The following is a 26,680-nucleotide window of genomic DNA, read 5'->3' on the forward strand; positions in this document are numbered from 1 at the left end:
ACCAATTACACCACCCCGCAACGAGTGGAGAAACGCGCGATCCAATGTGGGGTTTACCAGAAGGCCCGACCACCCGCGTATCAGCCGGGTGCTCGGACAGCCTGAGGTACAGGCCGAGATATCTGCTGCCGCGGGCGAGGGGACACAGCCGACGATGCGAGCACTTCGCCTGCGCCCCGTCCGTGCCGGTTCGCAGCCTCCGCAGCCGCATGGCCGCATAGACTGACCACAGCCGGGCGACCCTCCTTCACCCGGCGTCGGCATCACGCCGAACGCACGCTCAACGCGGATGACGACGGCCGCGCCCCATAGCAGCGAACATGCCACGAACCGCCGGCGCGATCTTCGTGGTCTTATGTTCCGTGCAGCGGGTCATGGCGCGATTCTCGTGTGTGCGGAGAGCGGAGTTTCGATATCACCGCCAAGGAAGCGACACACGCACCCATCTATCTGAGCTGACCCGCGTGTCAAGCACGCAAATTAAATCTCGGCGGCGCGACACGGCGATGACTACCCAGCCACGCATACCGACGGCGCGACCAGAGGCGCGCGCGCATGCGCTAAGCAGTCCCCGCGCCATGACCGACGTCACCAGCCTCACCATCGCCGCGCCGCCCGAGCGCGTGTGGGACGTGCTCACCAACCCGCCGCCACCCCGAATGGAACAACACCGTGATCTCAAAGGTCGCGGCGAGCTTCCGCGAGGGCGGCGAGCTGCGCTTCCGGCATCAAGATCGAGGCCACCCTGAGATCGGCTTTAGCGCCCGCATCGTCCGCTGCGAACCCGGCCGCGAGCTGGCGTGGCGTAGGCGGCGCCGCTGCTGCCCGCGCTCGCCTGGGGTGAACATTGGCTTTCGCCTGAGCCCTGCGAAGGCGGCACCCGTTCACCCACGGCGAGCGCTTCCGGCGGCCTCTGGCGTTGTTTCCAGGCGGCCCGGTCCACGCCCGCGGCATCTGAACCTACGACGGTTTCAACCGCGCGCTCAGCGCTCCAGCGCCGAATAGACCGACCTACGCCGGCGCTGGCCCGATGTAACGCGCGAGGCCGGAGGATTAGCCGGGCCACAAGCCCGCGACCCGACTGACCGCGAAGGTCGGCGCAAACGCGGCCCGCTCGATCCCCAGTGTGTCGAGCAGCACTGCCGTGTACAACTCGACGTTGGCCGCCGCCGTAGCGCCCCGTCGGCCGCCCGCTCGACGGCCCGCGCGCCCACGCCTTTGAGCAGCGGGCCGCCGGCTTCCTCCTGCGCCTCGCGCCCGCTACGTCGGCCCCTGACAGCCCGCCGTGACCACCTGGAGCGCGCTGACCGGTCGGCCTGGTCGTGTCCTTCTCCGTCCAGGCCACCGTTTCATCGAAGGCCTGGCCGCCGCCGGCGCAGCGTCCACAGCACCGGCACCACCATCAGCGCCGCAAAGCCGTCCGGCCCCGCGCCAGTGCGGCCCGGCCCGGCGCTGTCCGCCTCATCAGCGAGCACGTGGTGATTGTCGACGTCGCCGGCCGAGGGCCTCGGGATCCAATTCGGATCGGCGGTCATATCCCCGGCCGACATGAAGGTATGAAAGCGCGTCACGTAGTCGCCCGGCTGGAGCACCTCGGCCAGCGGTGTTTCCTCGATCTCACCCGTGACCACGATCGCGTCAGCGAACTCGGTGCTGAGCGCCTTGCCACCCGCTGCGTCGATCGCCGCCCCCAGCTTCGCTGGATAGTCCGTGGCCTGGGGCCGCCGCGACCGCGGTCGAGATCGCTGGGATCGACGGCGTTCTTGCCTGGAGCCGTAGAATGACAGCGCCTCGATCGGCCCGGCCGGGACATCAGCCTCAGCTTGATGCCAGGTGCTTCGGCTGGAGCTGGAGGCCGAAGCGCGGCGCCATGGCGACGAACAGCTGGTGCGCCATCATCGGCAGCTGGTCGTTGTCAGTCGTGAACCGCCAGCGCTCGATGAGCCGCAGCGGGTGGCCGCGTTGCGCCCGGTAGAGGCGGGCGAGCTCGAGGTAGGGCTTGCTGCCCTGGACCGCGAAGGTGGTGAGCAGGCCAAACCCGCGGCGTTCTCGACAAGGGACCGGCGGATCTCGTCGTCGGCCGGTGGCGTCGACGCGGTCAGCTCCTTGTGTGTCGTGCCGCGCTTGGTGAACAGAGCGGACGCGCCCTCGAGCCCGACGGCGGTGAGGTTGTCGGCGAGCCAGAACTGGAACCCGAGCATGCGGTAGTCGAGGGGGGCGCCGGGAGTGAACAGGCCAGCCACCAGCGAGATCGCTAGCGTCGCTGCGAGCGCGGGAAACAGGTAGCGGTACAGGTCGGGGGTCCCGGCGGCGACAGGCATGGGAGGTTCCATGATGGCAGGTTTCGCCGCGCAGGTAGCCGTTACGGGGCCGCTGCCCCCACTCAGGCGGCGTGGGCGGCGACCGGCGCAATACGGCGGAGGCTCGGCGGCAGGAGCTGCCGGGGCGGCGAGTCCAGTCGAGGCCGAGCTTGATGATACGTCGCTTCATCGAGTGACGGGTGATGAGGGAGTTTGGCGGCCCCGACGAGGTTGCCGGCGGCGCTCAAGGCCTCGACGCACAGGCGGCGCTCGTTGCCGGTGAGGTTGAAGGTGTCGAGGGCGATGGGCTGGGTGACGATCTGCACGAGGGTGGTGTGCCACCGCTGCCCGGTCTGGTGGAGATCGAGCGGAACTGCAAGCCAGACCCGTCAGCGGCCGACACCACGGAAACCCACCGCGGAGGCTCGATGGAGTTGACCGGCGCCGCGTCGGCCTTTGCACCCTGGCGTGGATCGTGAGCGAGGCAGTGGAGACGCATCGACACTCAGGCGGCGCTGAGGCCCTGATGCGGGGCCCGAGGCCGGCGGCGATCATCGACCTGGGCGGGTTGGTGCGGGCCCTGCAGATGATGGCGCCGCAATATGAAACAGTTGCGGCCGAGACCGCGCGGGTCAGCCGATCGACTTGGCTAAAGCTCGACACGGAGCGCCACCCCGAGCTCGCGCGCCTCAACATCCCGCTCACTGCCGACGCTGCTCCTGGTCCATCGCGGCGAGATCAGGACGCTGGTCGGCGCCCAGGCGGCGGCGACGATCCGCAAGAAGGCCGAATGGCTCCTGAACAGGGCCGAGGGCCGGGGCCTCTGGGCCCGCCTCTTTGGCGAGCGTGATGCGCGTCGGTCCGTAAACTGGGCCTCGGAGGGCGAGCTTGTGCGGGTCGAAGAGCGCGGGCGGATGCCGGTGACGATGCGGACGTGGGCGTCCATGTGGACGCCGTCGCCCTGCAGTGGCGGGAGAAGCGGGCCGTGAGGGCGCGCTGGGCCCGCACGTTGAGGCGTCGTCGCCGGCGCGGGCGAGATGCTCCGGTGAAGTTGGCGAAGGCGGCGAGCGTGAAGCGGGCCGCGTCCGCGGGGAGGCGGGCCGCCGACTGGCAGCGAGCCGCGCCAGGTGTGCAGCTCGAGGCCGGTGAAGCGCTCAGCCGCCGCAGATGTTGATCCGCGCGTTGGCCTCGTCGGCACGAATCCTCAGAGGCCTCGCAGGGCGTGATGCGACTGGCACGTGTAGTACGCTGCCAGGCCTCGAAGCAAGCCTCACCGTCCGTGCGCGACGAATCGAGGTCGTCGTGGCAGACCGCCTCGACCTCGGCGACGGTCGGACCGTCCGGACAGCACTCGACGGGAGTGCGCGGAGAGGCGCACACAGCGCGTTCCTCGGCGACGGGCTCGCCGGTGCTCGACCCCGCGGTCGACTCGCTGGACCCGCCGTGGTCGGGACAGTGCCAGTCGAGGTCGCGTCGCCGGTCGTCGGGTCCTCGCCACTGCTGCTCGACGAGCTCTCGTCGGTCGGCTCCTTGGTGCAGGCGCCAAAGGGGGCAGAACGACATGAACACGGCGCAGGACGTGCGTTCGGAGCACAGCCCGACTCTGCGCTTGGCGGCGCCGCGCCCCGCGCGAACGCCTCAGCTCGCGGCGGTCGCCGCGACCAGCCTGGGTGGCGCGGAGGCCCGGGTGACACCAGCGGTGGTCGAGCTGCCCATGGTCGGGCCGCCTGTGCTGCCAGGATCGGTCGTACCGGTCGAGCCCATCGTCTTTGCCGGATCCGTCGTGCCGTTCGTGCCCGTCGGATCGGTCGTACCCATCGCGCCCGTCGAATCCGTCTAGCCCGCCACGCTTGTCGAGCCGCCGGTGCCGTCGCCAGGCATCGCCGGCCGCACCCGATCGCCGCGCTCACTGCGGGATCGTGCAGGCGCACGCGTCCTTGTCGCCGTCCTTCGGCGCATAATCGTGGCACTTCGTCCCGTATTCATCACATAACCACCGCGTGCCCGTTGCCGCACACCGTCAGGCTGGCGTCGGGTTGGGGATCCGCCGCCCCTCGAAGGGCGGCAACATCTGCCCGACCCTGCCTGGCGCCACTTCACGATCGCCCCGCTTCGGGGTCCGGGATCGCCGCCTGCTGCTTGGCCGAGCCCAGGACCACGAAGTTCTCGCTGCCGGCGATCAGGCTGATGCCGTCAGGGCGGCTCAGGTCCCGGAGCGCCGCCAGGTCGACGCCGCGCGAGCCGGTCTGCCCGTCGGCGCGTCATCAACCTCTGCACCATCCTCCTCGGTCTGCCAGCTGATCACGTACATATTACTGTCGCCGTCGACCCCGTCGCCACCCCGGCGCACACGCCGATCTTTGAAGGCTTCGCCTTGTCGAGCTGGGTGTCCCCGGCGTCTGCAGCGTCACCGGGTCGGCCTCGACCAGCCCGACACTCCTGCGGATCAGCAGCGCCCCCTGTTGACCTGGGGTCGTGGCTGGCCCCGTCGAGCTGGGCAGCGCCTCCGGCGGCGCCATCACGCCGCCGAGCGGCGTGCCGTCGATCGCGAAAGCGCCGACCCGGCCCGAAGTAGCGAGAAGAACACGATCCCTTTGGCCTCGATGTTGTAATACGAGGCCTGGATCGTGTTGATGTCGCCGAGGTCGATCTGACTTCGATAGACGAAGTCCAGCGTGTCCTCGACGTCGGCGATGAGACACGCGTCCCCTCCGGTGCTCTCGTCGCCCACGCTCGAGCTCTCGCCGCCGTCGCTGCTGCTCACGCTCGCCGCACCCGTGCTCGCGTCCCGCCCGTGCTCGCGTCCGCGGCCCCCGGGCTGCTTCTCGCCGTGCTTGTCGCGCCAGTCGTCGGCTCGCCGCCGGTGGTCGGCAGCTCGCCGCTCGAGCCGGTCGCGCTCACGCCCGAGGGTGCGCTCGAGGTCGGCGCCGCCTCGGTCGTCCCCACGTCGGCCACGGACGAGCTGTCCGAGCCCGCCGAGGTCGTCGCGCCGCTGTCACTCGCGCTCGCCCCACCACCGCCGCCGCAGCCCGCGAGCACCACGAACCCCACCAGTCCTATCCCATATCGCATGTCCCAGTGGACGGGCAGGGCGCCTGCGCTGTCAACTGGCGAGTCCGCGCCGCGGGCCAAGCTTTGACGACCCTGCCCGCTCTCCTCGCGGCGCGCGCCCGCGGTGGTGCAGGCGTCCGACGGCAGCCCGCTGTGGGACGAGACCTTGCCGTCGATGCGCACGGTCACCGCCCTCGCGATCATGGCGGGACGACACAGGGGGCGCGGGGGTCGGTAGTGCGGCGACGCCCCCGCCCCCGGATCCTCGGGCCCGAGGAGGCCTGCGATTCCCCGGACAGCGCCGGCTGCGGGGCCGACCTGCCACCTTACCGGAGAAGTCGCGTGGACGGGGTCACGCGCGGGGGGGTGCGAACGTGTTCGACACTCCGGTCGGTGGCGGTCGGCCCTGACGGGACGATCGTCCTGCGCGTTTCGGGGTGGGACTGAAAGTAAAGCGAGGAGCACGTCGGGCGGCTCCGCGCGTCGATCCTCCGGGCAGGATCTGTGGCAGACGAGCGTCTCACCGCGACTCCAAGACTACTCGTCCCGGGTGATGATCGGGTCCGACGGATCGATCTGTGCAGGGCCGGACCTCGGTGCTTTGACCCGGAGGGAAAGCGGGTGGGACGCCCGTTTGGATACGACCGGAGTCACCGCCGTCGCCGTCGGCGACGATGCCGTGTTCAGCGCATCGTGGGCGCCAGCGGGGTCAGTCCTGACGACCATCCTCCCACCGACGGCCGGCTGCATCGCCACGATCCGGCCACCGGCGAGATCGTGGGGAAACCGTGCTTGACGGAAACACGCCGATCGCCTCTCAGGCGGTCGCAATCACCCTCTCCGAGGGCACGCTCGTCGCCGCGGGGGAGGTGACCGCCCAGTTCCCCGGTGACGGCTACGCATTCGCTTGCGCAGATGCAGCGACCGGCACGCCTGAAACATGCCTGCCGGGGAAATACACGCGGCCCACCACCATGCTCGAAACAATGCCATCTGGCGATATCGTGGTAGCGACCGACGCGAGCGTCAACGGAAGCGGGACTGATGCGCCGCCTGAGCCGGGAGGGCGAGATCCTCTGGACCTTCACGAATATGGCGGAATCCGGCGCCATCGATGATCTGGCGTCGGGCCCGATCAGCGGATCGCCGTGGTAGGTCAGGTCCCATGGCCGGGCGTGGGAGCCTCCGGTTGTTCACAGATGCCGGCGAAGTCGCATGGAGCCTCGAGTTTCCTCCGAAGGGCGATGCTCAGTACGCGGCGGCGGCGGCCGTTGCCTTTGGCCCGGGTTTCCTCGTGGTCGCGGGAGCCGATTTCACGAACGACGGGCAGATCACATGGCTCCGCAGGACGGTCCATGAGCCGCTGCCCGCGCATCCGCAGCGCTGGCACCCGGCGAGCCGCACCCAGCCGCTGCTGCACGATCCTCGCCCCACTAGCCCAGGGACTTCTCCATGCGCACCACCCTCTATTCCATGCGGTCACGGCCGCGACCCGCCGTGTAATCCGTGCATCGCGGCGAAATCGGCGTCGGAGGGCCCGGCGACGATCGATGCGCGAGGTGGTCGGCCAGTGGGTCGAGCCTGCGTTGGGGACAGCGGATCAGAACACGACACCCACGTAGAGGCGCAGGCGCATGTACGGCGACACTCCCACCACGTCGAGACTTCCTTCTCCGCCGAGGAGGACACGCTTGCCGAGTAGCCCTTGTGCGCCGGCACCCACGCCCGCATGCGCGAGGATGGGCCTGGCGACGAGGTGGGCCCCGGATGATCGTGTCTCCACGAATACGTCGACGATCAGGGCCAGCAGTGCATACCCGAAGACCCGGTCGTTCCCGCCGCCGACCCGTACCTGCGGGCCCATGCGCAGCCAGTGTCGCAGCTGGGAGTCATACTGTGTTGCGAGCACTCGGTGGGGCAGGGGGCTATGCTCGAAGAATCCGCCCGGTTGCACCTTGAACGTACGACCGAGAGGGAAATGATATCCAGCGTCGATCCCCCATAGATACGCAGTGCGAAAATAGTCGCTCCGGTTCAGACCGATGCCGGCGATCCCCGGTGCCAACGCGAGATAGGCCCGTCGCGCGCCCAGACCACGCCCGGAAGGCGCCAGTGAGGCCAATGGGACGGCCGGGGTCGCGGCCGCGGAGGCCTCCGTGCGCCGCGGAGGCTGGCGCGGCCCGAACTGCTGGCGCCGGCGCCCGCCAAGGATCCACGCGATCACCGGCCACTGAGCATCCGTCGAGCCTGTTGCGTGAAACGGTATCTGTGGATATCCATGCGAACCCTCAGAAACGTAGGGTGAGCCCCACAGTCCAGGCCCCGTTGCTGCGTCCGAGCCGGGGCTTGAGCACGACGCCACGCTCGTGTTGCCACGCCCGCCAGACGCGACGTCGCTGCACGCCCGCGCCGAGCAGCGGAGCCCCGACCGCAAGCGCGACGACACCGACCGGCATCGTGATCGCGCCCACAAGCCCGACCCAGCACTGCCCGGTGTCTGATCCCCGCCGCAGTCGGTGGCGGCAAACGACCACGCGGACGTGGCCAGCAGCAGGCCACCGGCGGTCGCCAGGAAGCCGCCCGTGACGAGCATTCCGAGGCCTCGCCGTGGCGGCGTCGCCAGGGCCGGCTCAGGCTGCGGAGCGCTCGGCTCGACCGCCGCTGGCGCCGCCATGTGCATCAGTCCAACAACCACGATCATCGTGCGCATCCGGACCCCGGGTCCCGCCGTAGCAACTCTCCGGCCACTGGTGATGCGCCGTAGCATGGGGCCCGGAAGCGGTGCTCCGCCAGGTCCTGCGCCGATGTGCAAACGATGCGCCGCGGCGGCTGCTTCCTGCCCAGCGTTTCCCGAGTTGGTCTGCGGGAATGGACTCGAGTCGCCACCGGGCCGGCCACCGCTGTGCGCTCGACAGCGACTGCCGTCGCATCAGAAGCTGTCGGGCAGGTCGTAGGATTTGATCAGACCATTATAGATATACTTCACCGGGGCGAAGTACAGCGTGCCGCTGGGGCTGACGCTGACGCGGCCCTTGCCTGGCATCTTGTCGAAGGACGCAACATCGCCGGTGAAAGGGTCGAAGGCGACGATCTCGAGGGTGGAGAGGCCGGCGTAGACGAGGCCGCTGAAGCTGTCGTGGCTGAAGCCGGTGATGTCGGCGTCGAGGTCGACGAGCAGCTCGGCCTGCTTGGTGAGCACGTTGAAGCGGTGCACCTCGCCGCCGATCAGGCCGACCACGAGGTGCACGGACTGACCGGCGCCGAGGCGCTGACCCGGGCCGGAAACTTGTACTCGACAGCCTGGCTCACCTTCTCGAGGTCGGCGCTGTTGAAGTCACCGTTGGCGGTGCTGTTGCCGACGTAGAGCACGCGGTCGACGCCCCAGGTGAGGCCTTGTGGGCCGGCGTCGGCGGCGGTGCTGCCGAAGGGGCCGGTGCCCTGGGTCTTCTGGGCGATGATGACGATCGGTAGTGGCGTGACCATGTCCTCCTCGACGAGGCGGGCGACGCCCTGCGGGGGGTTGGCCTGGCAGCCGCAGGTGGGGCAGCAGGTGTAGGTGATGGCGACCTCGCCGAGGCCCTCGACGTGCTCGGGGGGCTGCGGCTTGGGGACGATCGGGAAGGGGACCGTGAGCTGCGGGATCGTGAGGCTGCGCAGGACCTTGACCTCGCCCATGTTGAGGTTGGCGACGCCGGTCCACTGGGTGAGCGCACCGTCGGGCTTGAGGCGGCGCAGGTAGTCGGGACCGCTGCGCAGGGTGACCATCCATGCGGTGCAATCGTCGGCGAAATCGATGCCGCCGATGTCGACGTTGAAGGGGCCATTGAGCAGATCGATCGCGGGGTCGGTGCAATCCTTGGCGCGCTCGCAGACGCAGGCGCTGCCCCAGCAGGCGCCCTCCGTGGTGCAGGTGACGGTCGCGCAGGGCGAGATCGGGAGGCAGGTGTCGACGCCGTCGCACACGGTGCCAGGGCCGCAGCTTCCGGCGCCACACGCGACGCTCGGACCGTCGAGCACGCAGGCGTCGCCGGGGTCCTTGCAGTCGCCGCTGATCACATCACAAACCTGCGCGGGGCCGCAGGGGTCCGGATCTTGGCCCTGACAGCTGGTGGTGCAGACATTGTCGATGCACTCCTGGTTGGGCTCGTCGCAGGGGCCGCAGCTCGGGCCGGTGCTGTTGCCAGTGTCTGTGCCCGGGCCGACGCCGGTGCTGTCGCTGGTGGCCGGGCTGGTGGTGGCAGTGTTCGTGTCGCTGGTGGTGGTGTCGCCGGTGGCGGTGTCGCTGGTGGCGGGGTTGCTGGTGCCGGTCGCGCTGTTGCCGGAGGTGGGCGTATCGCTGGTCGGTGTGTCGCTGGTGGGCGCTGCGGTGCTGGTAGCGTCGCTGGTGGCGACCCCGCTGCCGTTGTTGCCGGTGCTGCCGGTGCCCGCGCTGCCGTCGCTGGTGCCTCCGCCGCCGCCGTTGCAGGCGTGTAGTCCGATGGTCGCAAGCGTGATCAAGCCAAGTGTCGTGCGTGTCATCCCCGTACCCTCCATCCCCTCGGCGCCGCGATGTGGCGCCCCGCGGCATTCTACACGCGACGTCATGCGTCGGTGTGGATGGCCTCGAGGGCCGCGCGCGCCGTCTCGCGCCAGGTCAGGTCGGCGATCGCGGTGAGCGAGACTCGCGCGGGGGTCGGGGCTGGACCGGGCATCGGGACGATCGCCTGGCGCTCGTCGTCACCGATCCACCACCACGGGGTCGGCTGGCGGCACACGCGGTAGCCCCAGCTCTCGAACCACAGGAGACGATCGAGGATCTGGGCCGGGCTCAGCGGCGCGAGGGTGTAGTCGCGGGCGAGCGCGGTGAGCCCGGGCGCGGCGGACTGCACGGCGCCGGCGAACCAGTCGAGCATCGGCACGAAGTGCTCGGGGCCGGCGGTCGGCGTGTCGGCGCTATTGGGCGGCGGAACCGCGCCGAGCGCGAAGTGGATCGCGGCGTCGTCCATCAGCGGGACGGTGTCGGGGCAGAGCAGGGCGAGGACCTTCGACAGCCCGGCCGCGGTGCCCGGGGTCGGGCCGCCGGGCGGGCCACCACGGGCCGCTGCGTCGAGGGCGGCGAGGTTGCGGACGGCGGCCGCGACGGCGGCTCGCTCGCTGCTGCTGCGGGCGAGCCAGCGATCGCTGTCGCCGTCGAGGAGGTCGATGAGCTCCGCCCACAGCTCGCGGGTGTGGGGCTGCAACCAGCGGAAGAACACGGGCGAGGGGACCTTGTTGTTGACCATCCAGCTGCCGGGCAGGGCCATCGGCAGGAGCTCGACGAGCGGGGTGCTGCGCCGGGCGGCGCGGTAGCTGGCGGTGGCGAGGTCGAAGCCGAAGGCGCCCGGCAGGCGACCGCGGACCTGCAGCTTGGCGCGGGCCATGCCGAGCCGCCACGGCGGGGCGTCGCGGTGTTCGGGGGCGCCGCGGCGGAGGAGCACGGTGGACATGCGGCGAGCATCGACCAGGCGACGGCGCGTGTCGAGGTGACAGCACGGAGGCACTGGGTGTCGCGTGGGACGGATCTTGCCGAGCCGTCGCCCTTGTCCCGGTGCACGATCGCGGTGAATTCCTGCGCGTCGCTCAGGCCCGCGGCGACGTCGCTATGCGCTCAGTTGCGCGCGATTGCCGTGATGATGCGGATCGGCGATGCTGGGCCGGTCTTCATGGCGGTCGAGCGCGACCTCAATGGCGTGGTGTTGGGCGGACGCTATCGCGTGACGGCGCAGATCGGCGGCGGCGGGATGGGCACGGTCCACGCCGGAGAGCACCTCGAGGTCGGGCGCAAGGTGGCGATCAAGATCCTGCTGCCCGAGGCGGTGGCCCGGCCGGCGCTGGTCGAACGCTTTCGCCGCGAGGCGCGGCTGACCGCCCGCATCGAGCACGAGCACGTGGTCGAGTGCCTCGACGTCGGGGTCAGCGAGGCGGGCGAGTGCTTCTACGTGATGGAGTGGCTCCGCGGCGAGGATCTGCAGGCGTTGCTGCGGCGCGAGCGGACCCTGGCGTGGCCGCGGGCGCGGGCGATCGTCGCCCAGGTGTGTCGCGCGCTGGCAGCGGCGCACGACCGCGGGGTGGTCCATCGCGACCTCAAGCCGGGCAACATCTTCCTGGTCCAGCGCGAGGACAACCCGGACTTCGTGAAGGTGCTGGACTTCGGGATCGCCAAGCTGGTCGCGCCCGACGAGGCGCCGGCGGAGGCGCTCACGCGCACGGGCGAGGTCGTGGGGACCACCCCGTACATGGCGCCGGAGCTGGCGGCGGGCGAGCCCTTCGACCACCGCATCGACGTGTACGCGGTCGGTGTGATCCTGTTTCAGCTGCTGTGCGGGCGCCTGCCGTACCGCGGCAGGACGCCGCGTCAGGTGCTCGCGGAGATCCTGCAGGGCGACCCGCCGCGGCTGGCGGAGATGAGCCCGGGGCTGATCGTGTCGCCCGCGCTCGAGGCGCTGCTTGGCAAGGCGCTGCACCGCGACGCGGGCCAGCGCTTCGCCGACATGGCGGCGCTGCACGAGGCGCTGCTCGCGTTGCCCGAGGACGCCTGTCGCAGCGGCGAGGCGGATGAGACGCGGTCCGATCCGTCGGCCAGCGAGGTGGCGATGGCGGCGTCGATGATCGGGCCGATGCTCGCGGGCAGCCGGGATCCTGGGTCGGACAGCGGGCGCATGGCGGCGACCGCCGACACCCGCATCGAGCCCGACGAGCCGCGTACGCCGATCGATCCGCCGCGCAGTGCGGCGCCGCGGCGGCGTCGCGGGCTCGCGCTGGTCGGCGCCGCGGTGTTGCTCGGGGTCGCGGGGCTCGCGGGGTGGTTCGTCTGGCCGCGGGGAGAGCTGCTGGCGGTGGAGCAGGTCGTGGGGGTGGCGGCGCCGGTGGACGAGGTCGCCGGGGCGGCGCGGGTGGACGAGGTCGCCGGGGCGGCGCCAGGGGACGAGGTGTCCGGGGCGGCGCCGGTGCCCGGCACGAGCGAGCGCGAGGGTCCGCCCGCGGACGATCGATCGGCCGAGGCGGTGGCCGATCCGCTGCAGGTCGAGGCGGAGGCGACGGCGACGGCGGACGCGAAGCAGCGCCCGCGTGGCGAGGCGCGCAGCGGCTTCGATGATGTGATGCGGCGGGCCGCGACGCGAGTGCGGCGCTGCCTCGGTCAGGGCGGGGTGAAGGCCGGCACGCGGGTGCGCTTCGACATCGTGGTCGAGGCGCGGACCGGGCGGATCACGGCCGCGACGCCGCGCCCGCCCTTCGGCGAGCAGGCCAGGCTCGGGGCCTGCGTCGTCGATTCGACGCGGGGCAGCACGGTGCGTCCGCCGCCCGTCAACGAGTGGCGACGCTCGCACGAGTTCGCGGGTTAGTCGGGCGGCGGTGGATCTCGCGGTGCGAGTGAGATTCGCGCGGCTCGGTGTTTGTGGCCCGGCTGGTGGGCGCGTGATAGCACGCTCGCCATGGTCTTGACCGGCAGTTCCCTTTCTTGTGGGTGCATCATCGTGCTCGCCGCGACGCTGCTCGCCTGCGCCGCGGACACAGAGGCCAGCGACGGCAGCACGGGCGGTAGCACAGGCGGCAGTAGTGACGGCAGTCGTGGCGAGGTCCCGACCACTGGCGGCAGCACGGGCGGCGGGGGCGAGCTGGCGCCGCGGATCGCCGAGTGCCTGCGGATCAACGCCTGCGAGGCGGAGGGCGGCACAGCGATGGGCCTGCAGGCCTGCCTCGGCCACGTGCTCGACCTGCCGTGGTTGTGGGCCTCGGTTGGGTCGCAGCGGCTCGGCGTCGAGGCGATGGCGTGCAAGCTGGCGGCCGGGGATTGCGACGCGGTGCGGGCCTGTACACCGGCGCTGGACGGCTTCGCGGCGGCTTGCAAGGACGCCGCCGGGACCGGCATCTGTCAGGGCGACACCTGGGTGTGGTGCGACGATCTCGGCGCGCCGCAGGCGGCCCTCGACTGCAAGGCGGCGGGCCAGGCCTGCAACGTCGACGTGTGGGCCGGCTGCGGCAGCGAGCCCTGCGAGTTCGGCGTCACCCCGGCGCAGTGCGACGGCGATGCGCTGATCGAGTGCAGCCCCGCGGGCTTCTTGCAGCGCATCGACTGCCCGACGGCTTACAACCTGGTGATCGTGTCCGGGAAAGCCGGCGATGACGTGTACTCGATCGCCGGCGAGACCTGCGGTCAGGATGAGATGCGCGGCTCGCTCGGCTGTGTCGGCACCGGCGAGACCTGCAGTTTTTTCTCACAGCGCTGCGACGGCGTTGTCCTGGAGACCTGCGCCGGCGGCAAGCTCGGTCGGCGCGACTGTGCGGCGTTGGAGCCGGCGGGGCAGGGCTGCGGCTTCGTGCAGGCGGGTCCCTTCGCCGGCGCTGCCGCGTGCGGACTGGTCGCCCCGGGCTGCGATCTCGCGGCCGACGAGGGCTGCGATGCCGGCATGATCGACTTCTGCGATCTGGACCGCCCCGCGAGCCTCGACTGTCGGGCCCACGGCTATGGCGATTGCGCCTCGGCCATGCTGGGCTCGCGCCGCGTCGCCTACTGCACACCCTGAGAGGGGCGCAAGATCCGGTTCGTCGCCCGCCAGCGCGCGCGGACGGGCATTGTCCCGCGCGGTCGGGGGCCTCTATCATGCGAGCGTGGTTCGCTCCGCGCGCTGGCCCTCCTCGCCGCTCCTCGCCTGGTTCGCGCTGTCGCTCGCGTGTGCCACTGGTGACGACGACAAGGGCACGAGCATCACGATCGGCCCGGTCACGCAGGTGAGCTCGGCGACCAACCCCGAGCCCGGACCCACCACCTCCGGCACCACCTTCCCGTCCGACGACTCGAGCCTGCCGACCTCCAGCGCCGACAGCAACGACAGCAACAACAGCGTGCCGAGCTTCGAGTGCGGCAACGGCGTGCTCGATCCGACCGAGGAGTGCGAGGGCGAGGACCTCGACGCTCAGACCTGCGACAGCTTCGGCTTCGACGGCGGCCTCCTGCGCTGCACCGCCGACTGCCACTACGACACCTCGATGTGCAACGCCGGGGCGGTCTGCGGCGACGGTGTGCTCGACGCCGACAAGGGCGAGAAGTGCGACTGCGGCATGCAGGGCAGCAATTGCACGCCGGATCAGCTCGGCGCGGTCAGCTGCCTGAACTTCGACAGCCCCAAGGGGGTCGCCTTCAACGGCGGCACCCTCGGCTGCAACAGCCCCGGCGCGTGCACCTACAACATCAACGCCTGCACCTACTGCGGCGACAACAAGCGCAACGGCTCCGAGGACTGCGACGGCGCCGACCTCGGCGGGCAGACCTGTCTCAGCCTCGGCTACGACGGCGGCGCCCTGAGCTGCAACGTCGGCTGCAGCTACAACACCGGCGGCTGCGAGTCCTTCAGCTGCGGGGACATGCAGTGCCAGCCGGGCGAGGACTCGTGCGTGTGCCCGGAGGATTGCCCCGAGGACCCGGGAACCTGCTCGCCCTGTGAGTGCGGCGGCGCAGGCGGGCCGGACTGCTTCTGCGACATCTTCTGCATCATCAACTTCGACTGTTGTCTCGGCGGTCCGTGCTGAGCGCCGTGCTGGGTGCTAGAACGGCCGCCGCATGCGGCAGCCGATCCCCCTCACCGTGATCGATGCGGTCCTCGCGGACCCCGATCTGCGCCCCTGTTATGTGTCCCCCGGCCTCGCACCGCTCGCGGTCGACGGCTTCGTGCCCGAGTATCACGTGCGCCTGGTGCTGATCCCCGACGCGGGTCCCGGGGCGCTGGCGGCCGCGCTCGCGGGCTGGTGCGAGGCGGCCGCGCGGGTGCTCGGGTCGGAGGTCGGCTGGCTGCACCTGGCGTCGTTGCTGGCGCCGGCGGCGGATGACCCGTGGGCGCGGGTGTCGGCGCCGCAGCGGGCCGAGCTGCTGGCGCAGGCGATCGCGTGCACCGCTCGCCACGTCGCCGAGATCGCGGTGCTCGACCTCGGCGAGCTCCCGGATCGCCAGGTCCTCGGGATGCTGCGGGCCGAGCGACTGCGCGGCGGCCCGCCGATGTTGGGGATCGGGATCGAGCACCTCTTCTTCGGTTTGCTGTGCGAGCGGGCCGAACAGGACGAGCGCGATCTACTGGCGTTCTGCCAGGGCAGCGAGCCGGGCTTCGAGCTGCGGGTGATCGTCAAGGAGCAGGCGCCAGTGTGGGGCGATGGCCTGGTCTTCGCGCCGCCCGCCTCGCTCGCGGGGCTAGCGATGGCTGAGCTCGTCGAGGTGGTGGTCTGCCAGCAGCTCGCGCTGCGTCAGCGACCGCCCCCGACGGCGCTCGAGCCGGCGCTCGCGGCGGCGCTGCAGTCCGGGCACGCGCTGCTGGCCCCGCGCCTCGCCAACCTCCTGCCGCGCGAGCGCGGCGCCTGGCTACAGTGACGCGGCTGGACGGGCGCGGGCCCGACGGCTAGCGTGGAGGGGATGGACGCGATGCGTGGCCATGGCTTCGGTTGGACGACCCCGTGCCCCGTGGGCAGCCACGAGCAGTCGGTGCGTCACGTCGAGGGCCTGTGGGCGGCCTACTTTCCGGCCGAGGCCGGCTATGTCGTGACCCGGCGGGTGTGGGCCGGTGGTCTGCGGCTGGCGGCCCATCGTGGTGATTTTCAGGCCGAGGTCGAGGTGGCGGGTGGTCGTCGCCGCGGCGGCGCCCGCCTGCGGCTGTCGGGCTGCGCCGGCTCGCAGCGGGTCGCGGTGACCGAGCGGGTCGCGAGCGCGGTGGTCGAGCGGCTGCGCCTGTGCGGCTCGCTGCTCGGCGCGGGCTTCGTCGGCGTGACCGCCTCGCGCCTCCTGGTCACGCCGCCCGAGCTGGCGATCGGCATGCTGCATATCCTCGGCGGCCTGATGCTGGTGGTGATGCTGATGGTCGTGGTGATGACCGGCGCCGGCCTCGGCGGCTGGCTCGGCGAGCAGCGGGCCGCGAGCCGCTGGGCGGCGACCAGCCAGGCCGTCGCCGCCGACACGGGTCTGCACACCGACCTGCGGCGCTGGCGGGCCGTGGTCCGCAGCCTCGCCCAGCACCGCGACGCCCTCTCTGGTGGCCTGCGTGGCTTGCCCTTCCGTTGCGAGTTCAACGAGTCTCAGGTGGGGCCCCAGGTGGGGTCGCAGGTCGGCCCGTCGCAGCTTGCCCACGATCCGGTCACCGCACTGTCCTCGGCTGAGACCGCCTGAGTGACCGCTCGCGGTCACTCAAGAGTGGTCAAGAGCAGTCAAGAGCGGTCGCCGCCGCGACTGCCAGCATTGTCCGCGGCACCTGATCCGCCTCGATCGCTGGCATTATCGCCGGGTCGGTATCGCGCGAAGATGCGCATGCGTCAAAATCGTCGGCCAGGCGGATGTCTGCTGGTGCTCGCCTGCGCGCTCCGCTAAGCATGGAAGCATGACCCGCACCCCGCTTTACCTCCTCTTGACGGCTGGCCTGATGGTCGGCTGTGGCGACAGCAACTCCGGCGAGACCAGCTCGGCGTCGGCGACCGAGGGCTCCTCGGACGCCACCAGCTCGACCACCTCGCCGACCAACGCGACGACCGAGCCGACGAGCACCAGCCCGACGAGCGGCAATTCGGACTCGGCGAGCACCACGGACAGCCCTGGCACCACGACCGAGGGCAGCACCGGCCTCGATGAGACCACCGGCAACGTCGACCCGAGCACCACCACCACCGGTCCGGACACCACCACCGGCGTGGTCGACACCACCGACGGCAGCACCGGCGGCGGTGACACCACGACGGGCGAGATGAAGGAGTGTCCGCTGGCCGAGGCGCACCTCCCCTGCGACCCCGGCTCGGACGACGCGCTGCACGCGATCGGCCTCAACTGCACCACGGCAGGCAACAAGTGGATCGACAACGACAACGCCGTGAAGCTGGCCAAGCTCAGCTTCCAGGCCCCGCCGCCGATGGACGGCAAGCGCTCGTGGCAGGTCGCCAAGTCGTACGGCACCTACATCGATCCGAACACGCAGAAGCCGTTCTGGAGCTCGCGCGAGGGCGACAAGGTGCTGCTCATCAGCTCCGGCCTGCTGCCGCCGCCCGACGGCCAGGGGGTCGTGATCGTCGACGACGGCGACGTGTACAACGACTCGGGCAACGGCGGCCAGTGGGACAGCGACGTGATGCCCCCGCCGATGAGCCCCGAGCACGGCAGCCCGGACCCGATGGGCTACACGAACTGCGACGGCAAGAACGACTGCTCGAACACGATCCTCGACCAGTGGGACCTCGGAGGCGGCGACGCCGAGGACAAGATGTGGTTTAGCTTCGAGCTCACCGCGCCGGCGATCGCCAACGGCCAGACCTCGGACGCCAAGGGCTACAGCTTCGACTTCGCGTACTTCTCGGCCGAGTTCCCCGAGTTCGTCGACTCGTCCTTCAACGACATCTTCGTGGTCTGGCAGGCCAGCGAGGACTACACGGGCAACGTCACCTTCATCAACGGCCAGCCGCTCACGGTGACCGCGCTGTGGCCGATCGACTTCCAGGGCGAGTGCGACTTCCTCGACCCGAACTGCGTCGGCGAGGACCCGCACCTCGAGGGCACCGGCTACATCTTCGAGGGCGGCGCGACCGGTTGGTACCAGGCGACCGGCGGCGTCAAGCCGGGCGAGACCTTCCTGCTCGCGTTCGGCATCTTCGACATGGGCGACTCGACCTACGACACCACCGCGATCATCGACAACTGGCAGTGGGACTGCGAGGGTTGCGTGCCCAACGAGGTCGACAGCTGCGGCATCATCCCGATGTGATCGCCGGCTCGACGTGCGCCGCGGCTCGATGTGAGCCGCGGCTCGATGTGAGCCGCGGCCCGATGTGAGCTCGATGTGAGCCGCGGCTCGATGTGGGCCGCGGTCCCCCTGGTCCGTCGCTCACTCGCTGCGGGTGTAGGCGAGCGCGAGCTCGTTCTCGGGGTCGAGGTAGAGCGCCCGCTCGAAGCACTCGTCGGCCTCCTCCTGGCGCCCCATCCCGACGAGGATCGCGCCGCGGTAGGCGTGGATCATCGGCAGGCCCGGGTCGGCCTGCTCGGCCCAGTCGAGCAGCTCGAGCGCACCGGCGCCGGAGCTCGGGTCGTTGCCGCTGGCCCGGAAGCGGGCGAAGGCCAGGTGGGCGTGCAGCTCGGCGACGTCGTAGCCGTTGGCGTAGGCGTCCTCGAACAGCGCGACCGCCTGGTCGAAGTCTCCCTCGCGCATGGCGTCCTCGGCCTGGCTGTAGCGCGTCGCGCCCAGCACCTCGGCGCTCTCGACCCCGGCAGCGACCCGGAAGCCGCCGTCGGTGTCCGCGTTGCTGGAGCGGAAGCCGCCGCCGTCGTCGCCGAACTCGTCGTCGCCGCCCTCGAGCTCGACGTCCTCGATCTCGAGGTCCTCGTCGAGCTCGTCGATCTCGTCGTCTTCACTGGCCTCGTCACCGGCGTCGTCGGCCCCGTCACCATCGTCGCCAGCGTCGAGGCCGTCGTCGTCGCCGGTGTCGAGGCCGTCGTCGTCGCCGGTGTCGAGGCCTGCGTCGTCGCCGGTGTTGAGGCCAGCATCGAGGCCAGCATCGAGGCCAGCATCGAGGCCAGCATCGAGGCCAGCATCGAGGCCAGCATCGAGGCCAGCATCGTCGCCGTCGTCGAGGCCAGGCATGATGCCGCTCTCGGACGCGTCGAGGTCGATCGCCGCCAGCGCGCCGCTGGCGTCGCTGAGCGCCGAATCGCCGAGCAGATCGCCGTCCTCGGCGTCCAGCGTCGAGCCAGAGGCGAGAGGATCGTCGCCGAGGTCGTCGCCGAGGTCGTCGCCGAGGGGGTCGTCGCCGAGGGGGTCGTCGCCGAGGGGGTCGTCACCGAGGTCGTCGTCGAGGGCGAGGTCGCCGTCGAGGTCGCCGAGGTCGCCGAGGTCGTCGTCAGCCTCGAGATCGGCGAGCGGATCGGGCTCGGGGGCACGTGCAGGTTCGGCCATGGCCCGCGGCCCGCCGAGCGTGGGCGTGGCGGCCAGGGTCGGCCGCGGGAGCGGCGACTTGTTTGAATCGGACCGCGGTTGGACGGCCGCGGCCGGCTGCGGGAGCGGAGACTTGTTGGAGTCTGGCCTGGGCTGCGGGAGCGGAGACTTGTTGGAGTCCGGTTTGGGCTGCGGGAGCGGGGACCTGCTGGAGTCCAGCTTGGGCTGCGGGAGCGGGGACCTGCTGGAGTCCAGCTTGGCGTCGAGCTTGGGCTGGGGGAGCGGCGACTTGCTCGAGTCCGGCTTGGGCTGGGGGAGCGGCGACTTGCTCGAGTCGGAGCGCCCGAGCGGCGGCTGCGGCAGCACGCTCTTGTTCGAGTCGGCCCGCGTCACCGGCTGCGCGGGCTGCTGCGGCTTGGCCGCGGCGCCGGCAGGCAGGGTCGTGTGGACCAGGTCGCTGAAGTCGGTCTCGTCGTCGTCGTCGGCGCCGAGGTCACCGAAGTCGGTCTCGTCGTCGAGCGGGCGGGGTTCGGGCGTGGGGGCGCGGGTGGCCGGCTCGGGCGCGGGACGGGCGACCGACTTGAGGCCGCGCTCGCTGACGGCGCGCAGCAGGGCCCGCGAGTCGGCGACGATGCTCTCGTCGACGTCGAGGCCGCGGAACATCTCCTCGTCCTCGGTCGGCAGCACCGGGACCCGCGGGTTGCGGCTGCTCGAGATCGCGGCGCCGCCCGGCAGCTTGTTCGGCAGCGGCGTGTCCTCGTACTCGGTGATCGCGCTCAGCTGCTCGAACTTGGGGGCGAGCTTGTCGTCGGGCGGGTTGGTCGGCGTGAGGTTCGGGCGCGGCGGCGGCAGGCGTCGCGCCAGCTTGGTCTCGCCGGCCTCGACCACGCCGCTGGCGACCAGGCCGAACAGCAGCGTCGAGATCTGCGGCACCTCGGGGTCGTACTTGCGGGCCAGCAGTTCGTCGACGCTGCGGCTGCCGTCGAGGCAGCGCAGGAAGTACAGCTCCTCGGGCAGGAGGTCGAGCTCGGCCGCCTGCTCGCCGGTCCAGCGGGCGTTCACGGCGGGGTAGCGCTCGGCCAGCGGCTTGAGGGCCGTGCGCGCGCGCTCGTCGTTCCAGCGCTCCTGCACCGCCGCGAGGATCACCGCCTCGAGCGGCTGCTCGAGCGCCATCCCGGTCGGCGCACCCGGCTCGCCGCCCGGCTTGAACTGGAAGCGGCCCTCCTCCCAGCCGAAGATCTCGAACAGCTTGATCCGGACCTGCTCCTCGAGGCCGTAGCGCAGGTTGCCCTCCGAGAGGATGCCCATCTCGACCAGCAACTCGCCCTGCTTCTTGCCGGTGCGGCGGATCGCCTCGAGCGTGTTGTCGCACTGCTCCTGCGTGATGAGGCCCTGATCGGTGAGGATCTGGCCGAGGAACTCGCTGGCCAGGTTGCTGCGCACCAGAGTGGGCCGCCCGTCGACGAAGAACACCACCTTCTTCGTCTCGCCCGCCAGCAGGTAGAGGTTCCCCGTGCTGCGCGCGCGGGAGATGTCCCGGACGAGGAACGCGAAGGGCACGCGCTTGAGGGATCCCTTGGCCGGAAAGCCGAGGTCGCTGTCGGTGGGTGCTTGCGTGGGCATGGTGCTGCGGCTCGGCCGAGGACCCCGTATTGGTGCAAGGCGAGGCGCCCCAGGATACCCCGGTCCGCCGGGTCTGGGGCCCCCCCCACGCGGCCCTCGCGTCATGGGCCCCGGGCTGGCTGCGGCGGTCCGGAGCGCGTCGGCGCGGCGGCTCGCGGACTTCGCGCGGGCCGGGGCTGGCCATGGGGAGCCGCTGGGGCGCAGATCTGCTCGCGGCTCGCCGGGCCCGCGGGGTCGATCGCGGGCTCGTATGGTCGCGGCTGGACGAGCCCCGACGGACCGCCGGTGCCGGGCCGGAGCCGCGGGGGTCAGCTGTCTCTCGGGACAGGCGTACCGCGTCCGCGACCGTCGATCTGCTAGCTTCGCGGCCAATGTCACTGGTCGCCGTGATCCTGGCCGCGGGCAAGGGGACCCGCATGGGCTCCGATCTGCCGAAGGTCTTGCACCCCTTCCTCGGCGAGCCGTTGGTGCTGCACCCGATCCGCGCGGCCCGGGCCGCGGGCGCCGCGATGGTGGTGGTGATCGTGGGTCACGGCGCCGCCGCGGTGCAGGCCGCCCTCGCGGGTCAGCAGGGCCTGCGCTTCGCGTTGCAGGCCGAGCAGCGGGGCACGGGGCACGCCGTCCAGTGCGCCCTGCCGGCGCTCGCGGAGCACGCGGGCGACGTCCTGATCCTGAGCGGCGACGTGCCGCGCCTGCGACCGGACACGCTGCACGCGCTCGCGGCCGCCTGCGCGACCAGCCGCGGCGGGCTCGCGCTCGCGAGCTTCACCCCGCGCGACCCGACCGGCTACGGCCGGATCGTCCGCGACGGCGCTGGCGTGGTCCAGGCGATCGTCGAGCAGCGCGACGCCAGCGCGGAGCAGCGGACGATCGGCGAGTGTAACGCGGGGGTCTACTGCGCCGCGGCCTCGCTGCTGCGGCGCGAGCTGCCGCGGCTGCGCAGCGGCAACGCCCAGGGTGAGATCTACCTGACGGATCTCGTCGCCGTCGCGGCCGGGCAGGGCGGGGTGGGGGTGGTTGAGGTGCCCGCGGACGAGGTCGCCGGGGTCAACACCCGCGAGCAGCTCGCCGAGCTCGAGGCGCTGGCCCTCGCAGCCACCTGACCTTTGGGACAGCTCAGGCCAGGCCGGCGGCCTCGTCGACCTGGCGGCGGAGGTCGTGGATGTCGAAGGGCTTCTCGATGAAGCGGTCGCAGCCGGCCTCCATCGCCTGGGTCCGCTCGCGCTTCATGACGCTGGCGGTGACCGCGAGCACCGGTGTTCGGGCGATCTCCGGCGAGCGCCGGATCGCCTGCACGACCTCGATGCCGCTGATGCCCGGCAGGTCGAGGTCGAGGAGGACGACGTCGGGGCGACGCTCGCGGACCATCTCGAGGCCGCTGATGCCGTCCTTCGCGCCGAGCACCTTGTAGTTGCCCGTCCACTCGAGGATCTTGCGCGCCAGGGCGAAGTTGCTCGGGTTGTCCTCGATGTACACGACGAGCTTCATGCCCTGGACCCGCGGCGAGTGTAGCGAAGGACCGCGGCCGCGGGCGCCTGTCGTGGGACCTGATCGTTGCGGACCTGGCCTGAAGTACACTCCCGGTCGCATGTCCGGGTCCCCCGCCGTCGCGCCACGGCGTCGCTCCACGCGACGTGGCCGGCACATCTGGGGGCTCGGTGCCGCAATCGTGGTCTCGCAGACCAGCCTTGTCAGCACCGCAGCGCCGACGAAGGTGACCTCCGCGTCGGCCGTCGCGGAGCGCGAGCCCGGGGAACAGCGCGACGTGAAGATCGTCGCGCTCGCGGTCCTGGGCGGCGAGCAGGTCGCCAATGCGCGGGTGCTTGAGCTGCTCGCTGGCGAGGACCTCGTCGTCGGCACCGTGCTGCGCTGGCCCGACGACCCGCGGGTCCAGCGGGGGCGCGCGCGGCTGCTGGCCACCGAGGCTTACGAGCGCGTCACGCTGCGCCTGCGCCCGGTGGCCGGCGACGTCGGCAGCGCCCGCCTCGAGGTCGAGGTCGAGGAGCGCGGCAGCCTCGAGGTCACAGACCTGTACCTCGGGACATCTCGCATGACGCCGTTCCATGGCGGCTTGCAGGTCCGCGAGCGCAACTTCCTCGGTCGGGCGATCCGCATCGGCGGCGGCCTGGTGTGGGGCACCCTGGCGCGCCAGATCCCGCAGAGCCGGCGGCAGCAGGCGCTGCGCCTGTTCATTGAGGCGCCGCGCCTGCGAGGCAGCCGCTTCGGCCTCGGCGGCACCTTCTATGTCCACTCCGCGAGCGAGCCCTACCGCGTCGCCGGGGCCGCCGACGACCCCGACCCGAAGCTGTTTCGCACCGTCGACTACGGCCGCGTCGGCGGCTTGCTCGGGACCACGGTGGCGATCACCAGCAGCCTCGTGTTCGGCGTCGACTACCGCTTCGAGCGGGTCAACGCCCTCACGCCGCAGGACCCGAGCTACCTCCGCCCCGACGGCGTGACCCAGCCGGTCGACCTCGATCTCCAGCGCGGCGTGCACCTGCTGACCTCGGCCAACTTCGGGCTCAACTACGACGGCCGCGAGGAGGCGGCGCGGCTCGGCAAGGGCGCCCGCTTCGCGCTCGAGCTGCAGCTCTCGTCGCCGCTGGTCGGCAGCAGCTACGAGTACATGAAGCTGGTCGCGGGCGGGGCCTACACCTTCCGGCTGCCGTGGAAGCACTGGATCACGCCGAGCCTGGTCGCCGGCCAGATCGCCGGCCGTGCGCCCCGCTTCGAGCGCTTCTACGCCGGTGACCTCAGCGACTGGACCCCCGGTCGCGAGCTCGGGATCATCTACTCGACCCGCGGCCCGGTCGACGTGTTCGGCACCGGCGTCGACACCCGCCTGTTCGGCTCGCTGTTCGCCCGCTTCGACCTCGAGTACGTGTGGCCGCTGTTCTCGCGCAACCGCGTGCGCGGCATCAAGGGCGGGGCGCTCTACTGGTCGACCGGCGTGTTCACCTTCGCGGGCGACGCGGGCGAGCGCAAGGCGAGGCGGGCGGCCGGCGAGGTCGCGGCGCCGCTCGGCTTCAACGCCAACTTCGGCCTGCGCCTCGAGACCGCGATCGGCGTGGTCGACCTCAGCGTCGGCAACGTGCTGCGGAGGACCCCGCTGTGAGGCGCCGCGGCTTCCTCGGCCTGGTCGCCGCCCTGCCGCTGCTGACCGCCGCCGGGGGCCTCGAGCTGCTCAAGCCGCGGCGGGCCCGCTTCGAGGAGGTCGGCGACTCGGTGCTGATGACGGTCGACCTGCCCGAGCTGCTGCTCCTCCGCGACGCCGACGCGATGGCCTCGCTCGACTCGGCGTTTCGCACCCGCCTCGAGTACGAGCTCTCGCTCTACCGCGCCGGCCAGAGCGACCCCGTCGAGCAGCGGCGCGTCACCGTGTACATCCAGTGGGACCCGTGGAAGGAGCGCTTCGTCGTCGAGACGCAGGAGCAGGGCCGCAGCCCGACGCGCCGCTACTTCATCGACCGCGACGAGGCGATCGTCGCGGCGATCCGCCTCGATCGGGTCCGCCTCGCCCGCGCCAGCGCGCTCGATCGCGGGCCCAAGGCCGTCTACTTCGCCACCGTCGTCGGCCAGCGCAACCCGATCGAGAAGGGCCTGCTCGCCCCCGATGAGGGCGAGGGCGACGGACGCGGTCAGGGCCGTGACCTGTCGGTGTTCTCGCGCTGGGTCGGGATCTTCATCCGCGCCACCCAGAGCGCCGAGAAGACCGTCGCCATCAAGACCTCCCCCGCCTTCTACCTGGTGCCGCGATGACCGAGCCCCGCGACCCCGGCGAGGCGGAGCGGTCACCTGTCCCCAAGGCCAGGTCGTCGGACGCTGGCGAGGCGAAGCGAACACCTGTCCCCGAGGCCGGGTTGTCGGAGGTCGCCGCTGGCGAGGCGAAGCGAACACCTGTCCCCGAGGCCAGGTCGTCGGAGGTCGCCGCTGGCGAGGCGAAGCGAACACCTGTCCCCGAGGCCAGGACGTCGGAGGTCGCCGGCGCGGCGAGCGAGACCCGGACGGGCCCGCTCGCGCAGGCCCACGGCGGCAAGACCTCGCGCGCCGAGTCCTTCGCGGGCGGCCTGCTCGCCAATTCGAGGGCCACCCTGGGCAGCCTGCGGGCCTCGCGGATCCGCCTCACGCGCACCGGACTGCGCATCGTCGTCGGCCCGCGCGTGCCGTGGTGGGGTCGCCTCGAGTCGCGGGTGATCACCGCGTTGGTCGCCCTCGGCATCCTCTGCGTCGGCGCCTCGGCCTACCTCGTGACCCTCACGGTGCAGTACTTCGACGGCATGGTCCGCGACGCGGCGCGCCAGAGCGACCGGGCGGTCGCCGCGGCCGGCCCGCTCTACGACGCCTTCGTCCGCGCCAGCAAGCAGGCCTACCGCGCGCGCACCCAGGCGATCGCGCGGGAGCTCGAGCTGGGCCTGCTGCGCCCGGCCGGGAGCGGGGCCGGGGCGAGCCCCGACGCCGCGGTCGGCCGGGTGCCTGGCCAGCTCGCGGCGATCCTTCAGCGCGACGCCGACATCGTCGAGCTGCGCGTCGAGCCTGCCGGCGGTGTCGCGGAGCCCGTGGTCGCCGAGCGCCGCCAGGCCCTGCCCGAGGACCCGCTGACCTGGGTGTGGTTCACTGCCGGCCCCGAGTCGCTCGCGCTCGACGGCCCGGCGCAGCTCACCGTCACCTTCGCCCAGAGCACCGACATCGACCGCCGCTACCAGGACCTCGGCGCGCTCAAGCGCGGGCTCGACTACGTCGAGGTCAACGACGCGGTGGTCGACCGCGGCGAGCTCGAGGCCGCGGTGTTCCGCGCGATCGGGGCGGCCAGCGCCCTCGTGCTGATGGTCGCCTTCATCGCTGGCTTCATCCTCGCCCGCGCGACCACCCGCAAGCTGAGCGTGCTCTCCGAGGTCATCCTGCGGGTCGCTGGCGGCGATCTGCGGGCCCGCGTGCCGGACCTCGGCCAGGACGAGCTCGGTCAGCTCGGGGCCGCGTTCAACGGCATGCTCGACGAGCTCGACTCGGCCCAGCGCAAGGTCAGCTATCTCCAGCGCGTCGGCGCCTGGCAGGAGATGGCCCGCCGCATCGCCCACGAGATCAAGAACCCGCTCACGCCGATCCAGCTCGCCGTGCAGCAGATCCGCGAGAAGGACCCAGGCACCAGCGCCGCCTTCACCCGCCTGCTGCTCACCTCGGTGGAGATCGTCGAGGACGAGGTCGAGGCGCTGCGGCGCATGGTCACCAGCTTCTCGCGCTTCGCGAGGGTGCCCGAGGTCCAGCTCGAGCCGGTGGAGATCGCCCGCGTCGTCGGCGAGTTCGACCGCGCCTACGGTCACCTCACCGAGCGCGACAGCGACGTGCTCGAGGTCCCGCCCGTGCCCGAGGGTCTGGTGATCCTCGGCGACCGCCAGCTGCTCAAGCAGTGCCTGGTCAACCTGGTCGAGAACGCGGTGCTGTCTCAGCGCGAGCGGGGGCCGGTCCACGTGCGCGTGTCCGTGCGCCCGGTCCCGCCCGAAGCGGGCGTCGACCCGGGCCTGGCGCCGACCGCCGCCGAGCTGCGGGTCGACGACAACGGCCCCGGCATCGAGCCCGAGCGCCGCGAGCGGGTCTTCGAGCCCTATGAGTCGACCCGCAAGGAGGGCACCGGCCTCGGCCTGGCGATCGTGAAGAAGGTGGTCCTCGACCACGGCGGCGAGGTCCGCGTCGACGAGAGCGAGCTCGGCGGCGCCGCGATCGTCATCCGCCTCCCGCTGCACACTGGCTAGCTCATGGGGGCCCGGGGCGTGAGGCGCCCGCTGCACGCCGCCAGGCTCATCGGGG

At 71.5% G+C, this 26,680-nt stretch carries 23 protein-coding genes and 1 pseudogene; 13 read left to right on the forward strand and 11 right to left on the reverse strand.

The window, feature by feature from the left end; all coding sequences use genetic code 11:
• Positions 1-1,053: 1,053 nt before the first annotated feature.
• From IPJ59_RS37450 to IPJ59_RS00425, 4 genes and pseudogenes are all read right to left on the reverse strand, one after another.
• Positions 1,054-1,161 (reverse strand): annotated as a pseudogene (locus tag IPJ59_RS37450) (citrate/2-methylcitrate synthase); the annotation flags it as partial.
• A 188-nt stretch (positions 1,162-1,349) separates the two neighbouring features.
• Positions 1,350-1,631, reverse strand: coding sequence for a hypothetical protein (locus IPJ59_RS00415; RefSeq protein ID WP_293269250.1), 282 nt, complete (start codon positions 1,629-1,631; stop codon positions 1,350-1,352).
• A gap of 264 nt (positions 1,632-1,895) precedes the next feature.
• Positions 1,896-2,321, reverse strand: coding sequence for a hypothetical protein (locus IPJ59_RS00420; protein ID WP_293269251.1), 426 nt, complete (start codon positions 2,319-2,321; stop codon positions 1,896-1,898).
• A gap of 62 nt (positions 2,322-2,383) precedes the next feature.
• The gene (locus tag IPJ59_RS00425; RefSeq protein WP_293269252.1) at positions 2,384-2,626 is read right to left on the reverse strand and encodes a hypothetical protein; all 243 of its coding nucleotides are present in this window, start codon (positions 2,624-2,626) and stop codon (positions 2,384-2,386) included.
• Positions 2,627-3,861: 1,235 nt separating this feature from the next.
• Here IPJ59_RS00425 and IPJ59_RS00430 point away from each other — a divergent pair.
• Positions 3,862-4,140, forward strand: a complete 279-nt coding sequence (locus tag IPJ59_RS00430; RefSeq protein WP_293269253.1) for a hypothetical protein — start codon at positions 3,862-3,864, stop codon at positions 4,138-4,140.
• A gap of 678 nt (positions 4,141-4,818) precedes the next feature.
• Here the strand turns inward: IPJ59_RS00430 and IPJ59_RS00435 are convergent.
• A complete protein-coding gene (locus tag IPJ59_RS00435; protein ID WP_293269254.1) occupies positions 4,819-5,064 on the reverse strand; it encodes a hypothetical protein in 246 nt (81 codons plus the stop codon).
• A gap of 66 nt (positions 5,065-5,130) precedes the next feature.
• Here IPJ59_RS00435 and IPJ59_RS00440 point away from each other — a divergent pair, with 66 nt between their 5' ends.
• Together IPJ59_RS00440 and IPJ59_RS00445 are read left to right on the forward strand one after the other, a co-directional pair.
• Complete coding sequence (locus tag IPJ59_RS00440; RefSeq protein WP_293269255.1) at positions 5,131-5,439, forward strand: hypothetical protein; 309 nt, start codon at positions 5,131-5,133, stop codon at positions 5,437-5,439.
• A gap of 700 nt (positions 5,440-6,139) precedes the next feature.
• Complete coding sequence (locus IPJ59_RS00445) at positions 6,140-6,469, forward strand: hypothetical protein (RefSeq protein WP_293269256.1); 330 nt, start codon at positions 6,140-6,142, stop codon at positions 6,467-6,469.
• A gap of 482 nt (positions 6,470-6,951) precedes the next feature.
• Here the strand turns inward: IPJ59_RS00445 and IPJ59_RS00450 are convergent, their stop codons facing one another.
• From IPJ59_RS00450 to IPJ59_RS00465, 4 genes are all read right to left on the reverse strand, one after another.
• A complete protein-coding gene (locus IPJ59_RS00450; protein ID WP_293269257.1) occupies positions 6,952-7,575 on the reverse strand; it encodes a hypothetical protein in 624 nt (207 codons plus the stop codon).
• Between the two features lie 705 nt (positions 7,576-8,280).
• On the reverse strand, positions 8,281-8,598 hold the full coding sequence (locus tag IPJ59_RS00455; protein WP_293269258.1) for a hypothetical protein: 318 nt from the start codon (positions 8,596-8,598) through the stop codon (positions 8,281-8,283).
• Complete coding sequence (locus tag IPJ59_RS00460; RefSeq protein ID WP_293269259.1) at positions 8,577-9,869, reverse strand: hypothetical protein; 1,293 nt, start codon at positions 9,867-9,869, stop codon at positions 8,577-8,579. The genes IPJ59_RS00455 and IPJ59_RS00460 overlap by 22 nt, the downstream gene beginning before the upstream one ends.
• Before the next feature lie 62 nt (positions 9,870-9,931).
• Positions 9,932-10,816: a hypothetical protein gene (locus tag IPJ59_RS00465; RefSeq protein ID WP_293256487.1), complete on the reverse strand. Its 885-nt coding sequence runs from the start codon at positions 10,814-10,816 to the stop codon at positions 9,932-9,934.
• Between the two features lie 165 nt (positions 10,817-10,981).
• On the opposite strand from IPJ59_RS00465, the gene IPJ59_RS00470 reads away from it, so the two are divergent.
• The 6 genes from IPJ59_RS00470 to IPJ59_RS00495 all read left to right on the forward strand — a co-directional run bounded on the left by IPJ59_RS00470 (position 10,982) and on the right by IPJ59_RS00495 (position 18,091).
• Positions 10,982-12,712: a serine/threonine-protein kinase gene (locus IPJ59_RS00470; protein WP_293269260.1), complete on the forward strand. Its 1,731-nt coding sequence runs from the start codon at positions 10,982-10,984 to the stop codon at positions 12,710-12,712.
• Between the two features lie 132 nt (positions 12,713-12,844).
• Complete coding sequence (locus tag IPJ59_RS00475) at positions 12,845-13,894, forward strand: hypothetical protein (RefSeq protein WP_293269261.1); 1,050 nt, start codon at positions 12,845-12,847, stop codon at positions 13,892-13,894.
• Between the two features lie 85 nt (positions 13,895-13,979).
• Entirely contained in the window at positions 13,980-14,897 is a 918-nt protein-coding gene (locus IPJ59_RS00480; protein ID WP_293256478.1) for a hypothetical protein, read from the forward strand.
• Positions 14,898-14,928: 31 nt separating this feature from the next.
• On the forward strand, positions 14,929-15,726 hold the full coding sequence (locus IPJ59_RS00485) for a hypothetical protein (protein WP_293256475.1): 798 nt from the start codon (positions 14,929-14,931) through the stop codon (positions 15,724-15,726).
• A 51-nt stretch (positions 15,727-15,777) separates the two neighbouring features.
• Positions 15,778-16,515 (forward strand): hypothetical protein, encoded by a 738-nt coding sequence (locus IPJ59_RS00490; RefSeq protein WP_293269262.1) that lies wholly within the window; start codon positions 15,778-15,780, stop codon positions 16,513-16,515.
• A 208-nt stretch (positions 16,516-16,723) separates the two neighbouring features.
• The gene (locus IPJ59_RS00495) at positions 16,724-18,091 is read left to right on the forward strand and encodes a choice-of-anchor L domain-containing protein (RefSeq protein WP_293269263.1); all 1,368 of its coding nucleotides are present in this window, start codon (positions 16,724-16,726) and stop codon (positions 18,089-18,091) included.
• 120 nt (positions 18,092-18,211) lie between these two features.
• Here IPJ59_RS00495 and IPJ59_RS00500 read toward each other — a convergent pair whose 3' ends face one another.
• Positions 18,212-20,878, reverse strand: coding sequence for a DUF4388 domain-containing protein (locus tag IPJ59_RS00500; RefSeq protein ID WP_293269264.1), 2,667 nt, complete (start codon positions 20,876-20,878; stop codon positions 18,212-18,214).
• Between the two features lie 371 nt (positions 20,879-21,249).
• On the opposite strand from IPJ59_RS00500, the gene IPJ59_RS00505 reads away from it, so the two are divergent.
• Positions 21,250-21,981, forward strand: a complete 732-nt coding sequence (locus IPJ59_RS00505) for a sugar phosphate nucleotidyltransferase (protein ID WP_293256463.1) — start codon at positions 21,250-21,252, stop codon at positions 21,979-21,981.
• A 13-nt stretch (positions 21,982-21,994) separates the two neighbouring features.
• Here the strand turns inward: IPJ59_RS00505 and IPJ59_RS00510 are convergent, their stop codons facing one another.
• The gene (locus IPJ59_RS00510) at positions 21,995-22,366 is read right to left on the reverse strand and encodes a response regulator (RefSeq protein WP_293256460.1); all 372 of its coding nucleotides are present in this window, start codon (positions 22,364-22,366) and stop codon (positions 21,995-21,997) included.
• Between the two features lie 181 nt (positions 22,367-22,547).
• On the opposite strand from IPJ59_RS00510, the gene IPJ59_RS00515 reads away from it, so the two are divergent.
• From IPJ59_RS00515 to IPJ59_RS00525, 3 genes are read left to right on the forward strand one after another with little or no spacing between them, the layout of a single operon-like run.
• A complete protein-coding gene (locus tag IPJ59_RS00515; RefSeq protein ID WP_293256457.1) occupies positions 22,548-23,993 on the forward strand; it encodes a BamA/TamA family outer membrane protein in 1,446 nt (481 codons plus the stop codon).
• Complete coding sequence (locus tag IPJ59_RS00520) at positions 23,990-24,637, forward strand: hypothetical protein (protein WP_293256454.1); 648 nt, start codon at positions 23,990-23,992, stop codon at positions 24,635-24,637. Before IPJ59_RS00515 ends, IPJ59_RS00520 begins: the two co-directional genes overlap by 4 nt.
• Positions 24,634-26,625 (forward strand): sensor histidine kinase, encoded by a 1,992-nt coding sequence (locus IPJ59_RS00525; RefSeq protein WP_293269265.1) that lies wholly within the window; start codon positions 24,634-24,636, stop codon positions 26,623-26,625. Before IPJ59_RS00520 ends, IPJ59_RS00525 begins: the two co-directional genes overlap by 4 nt.
• The last annotated feature ends 55 nt before the right edge of the window (positions 26,626-26,680 follow it).

Origin of the sequence: Nannocystis sp., assembly GCF_016714285.1 — a bacterium.
Classification (GTDB): domain Bacteria; phylum Myxococcota_A; class Polyangia; order Nannocystales; family Nannocystaceae; genus Nannocystis.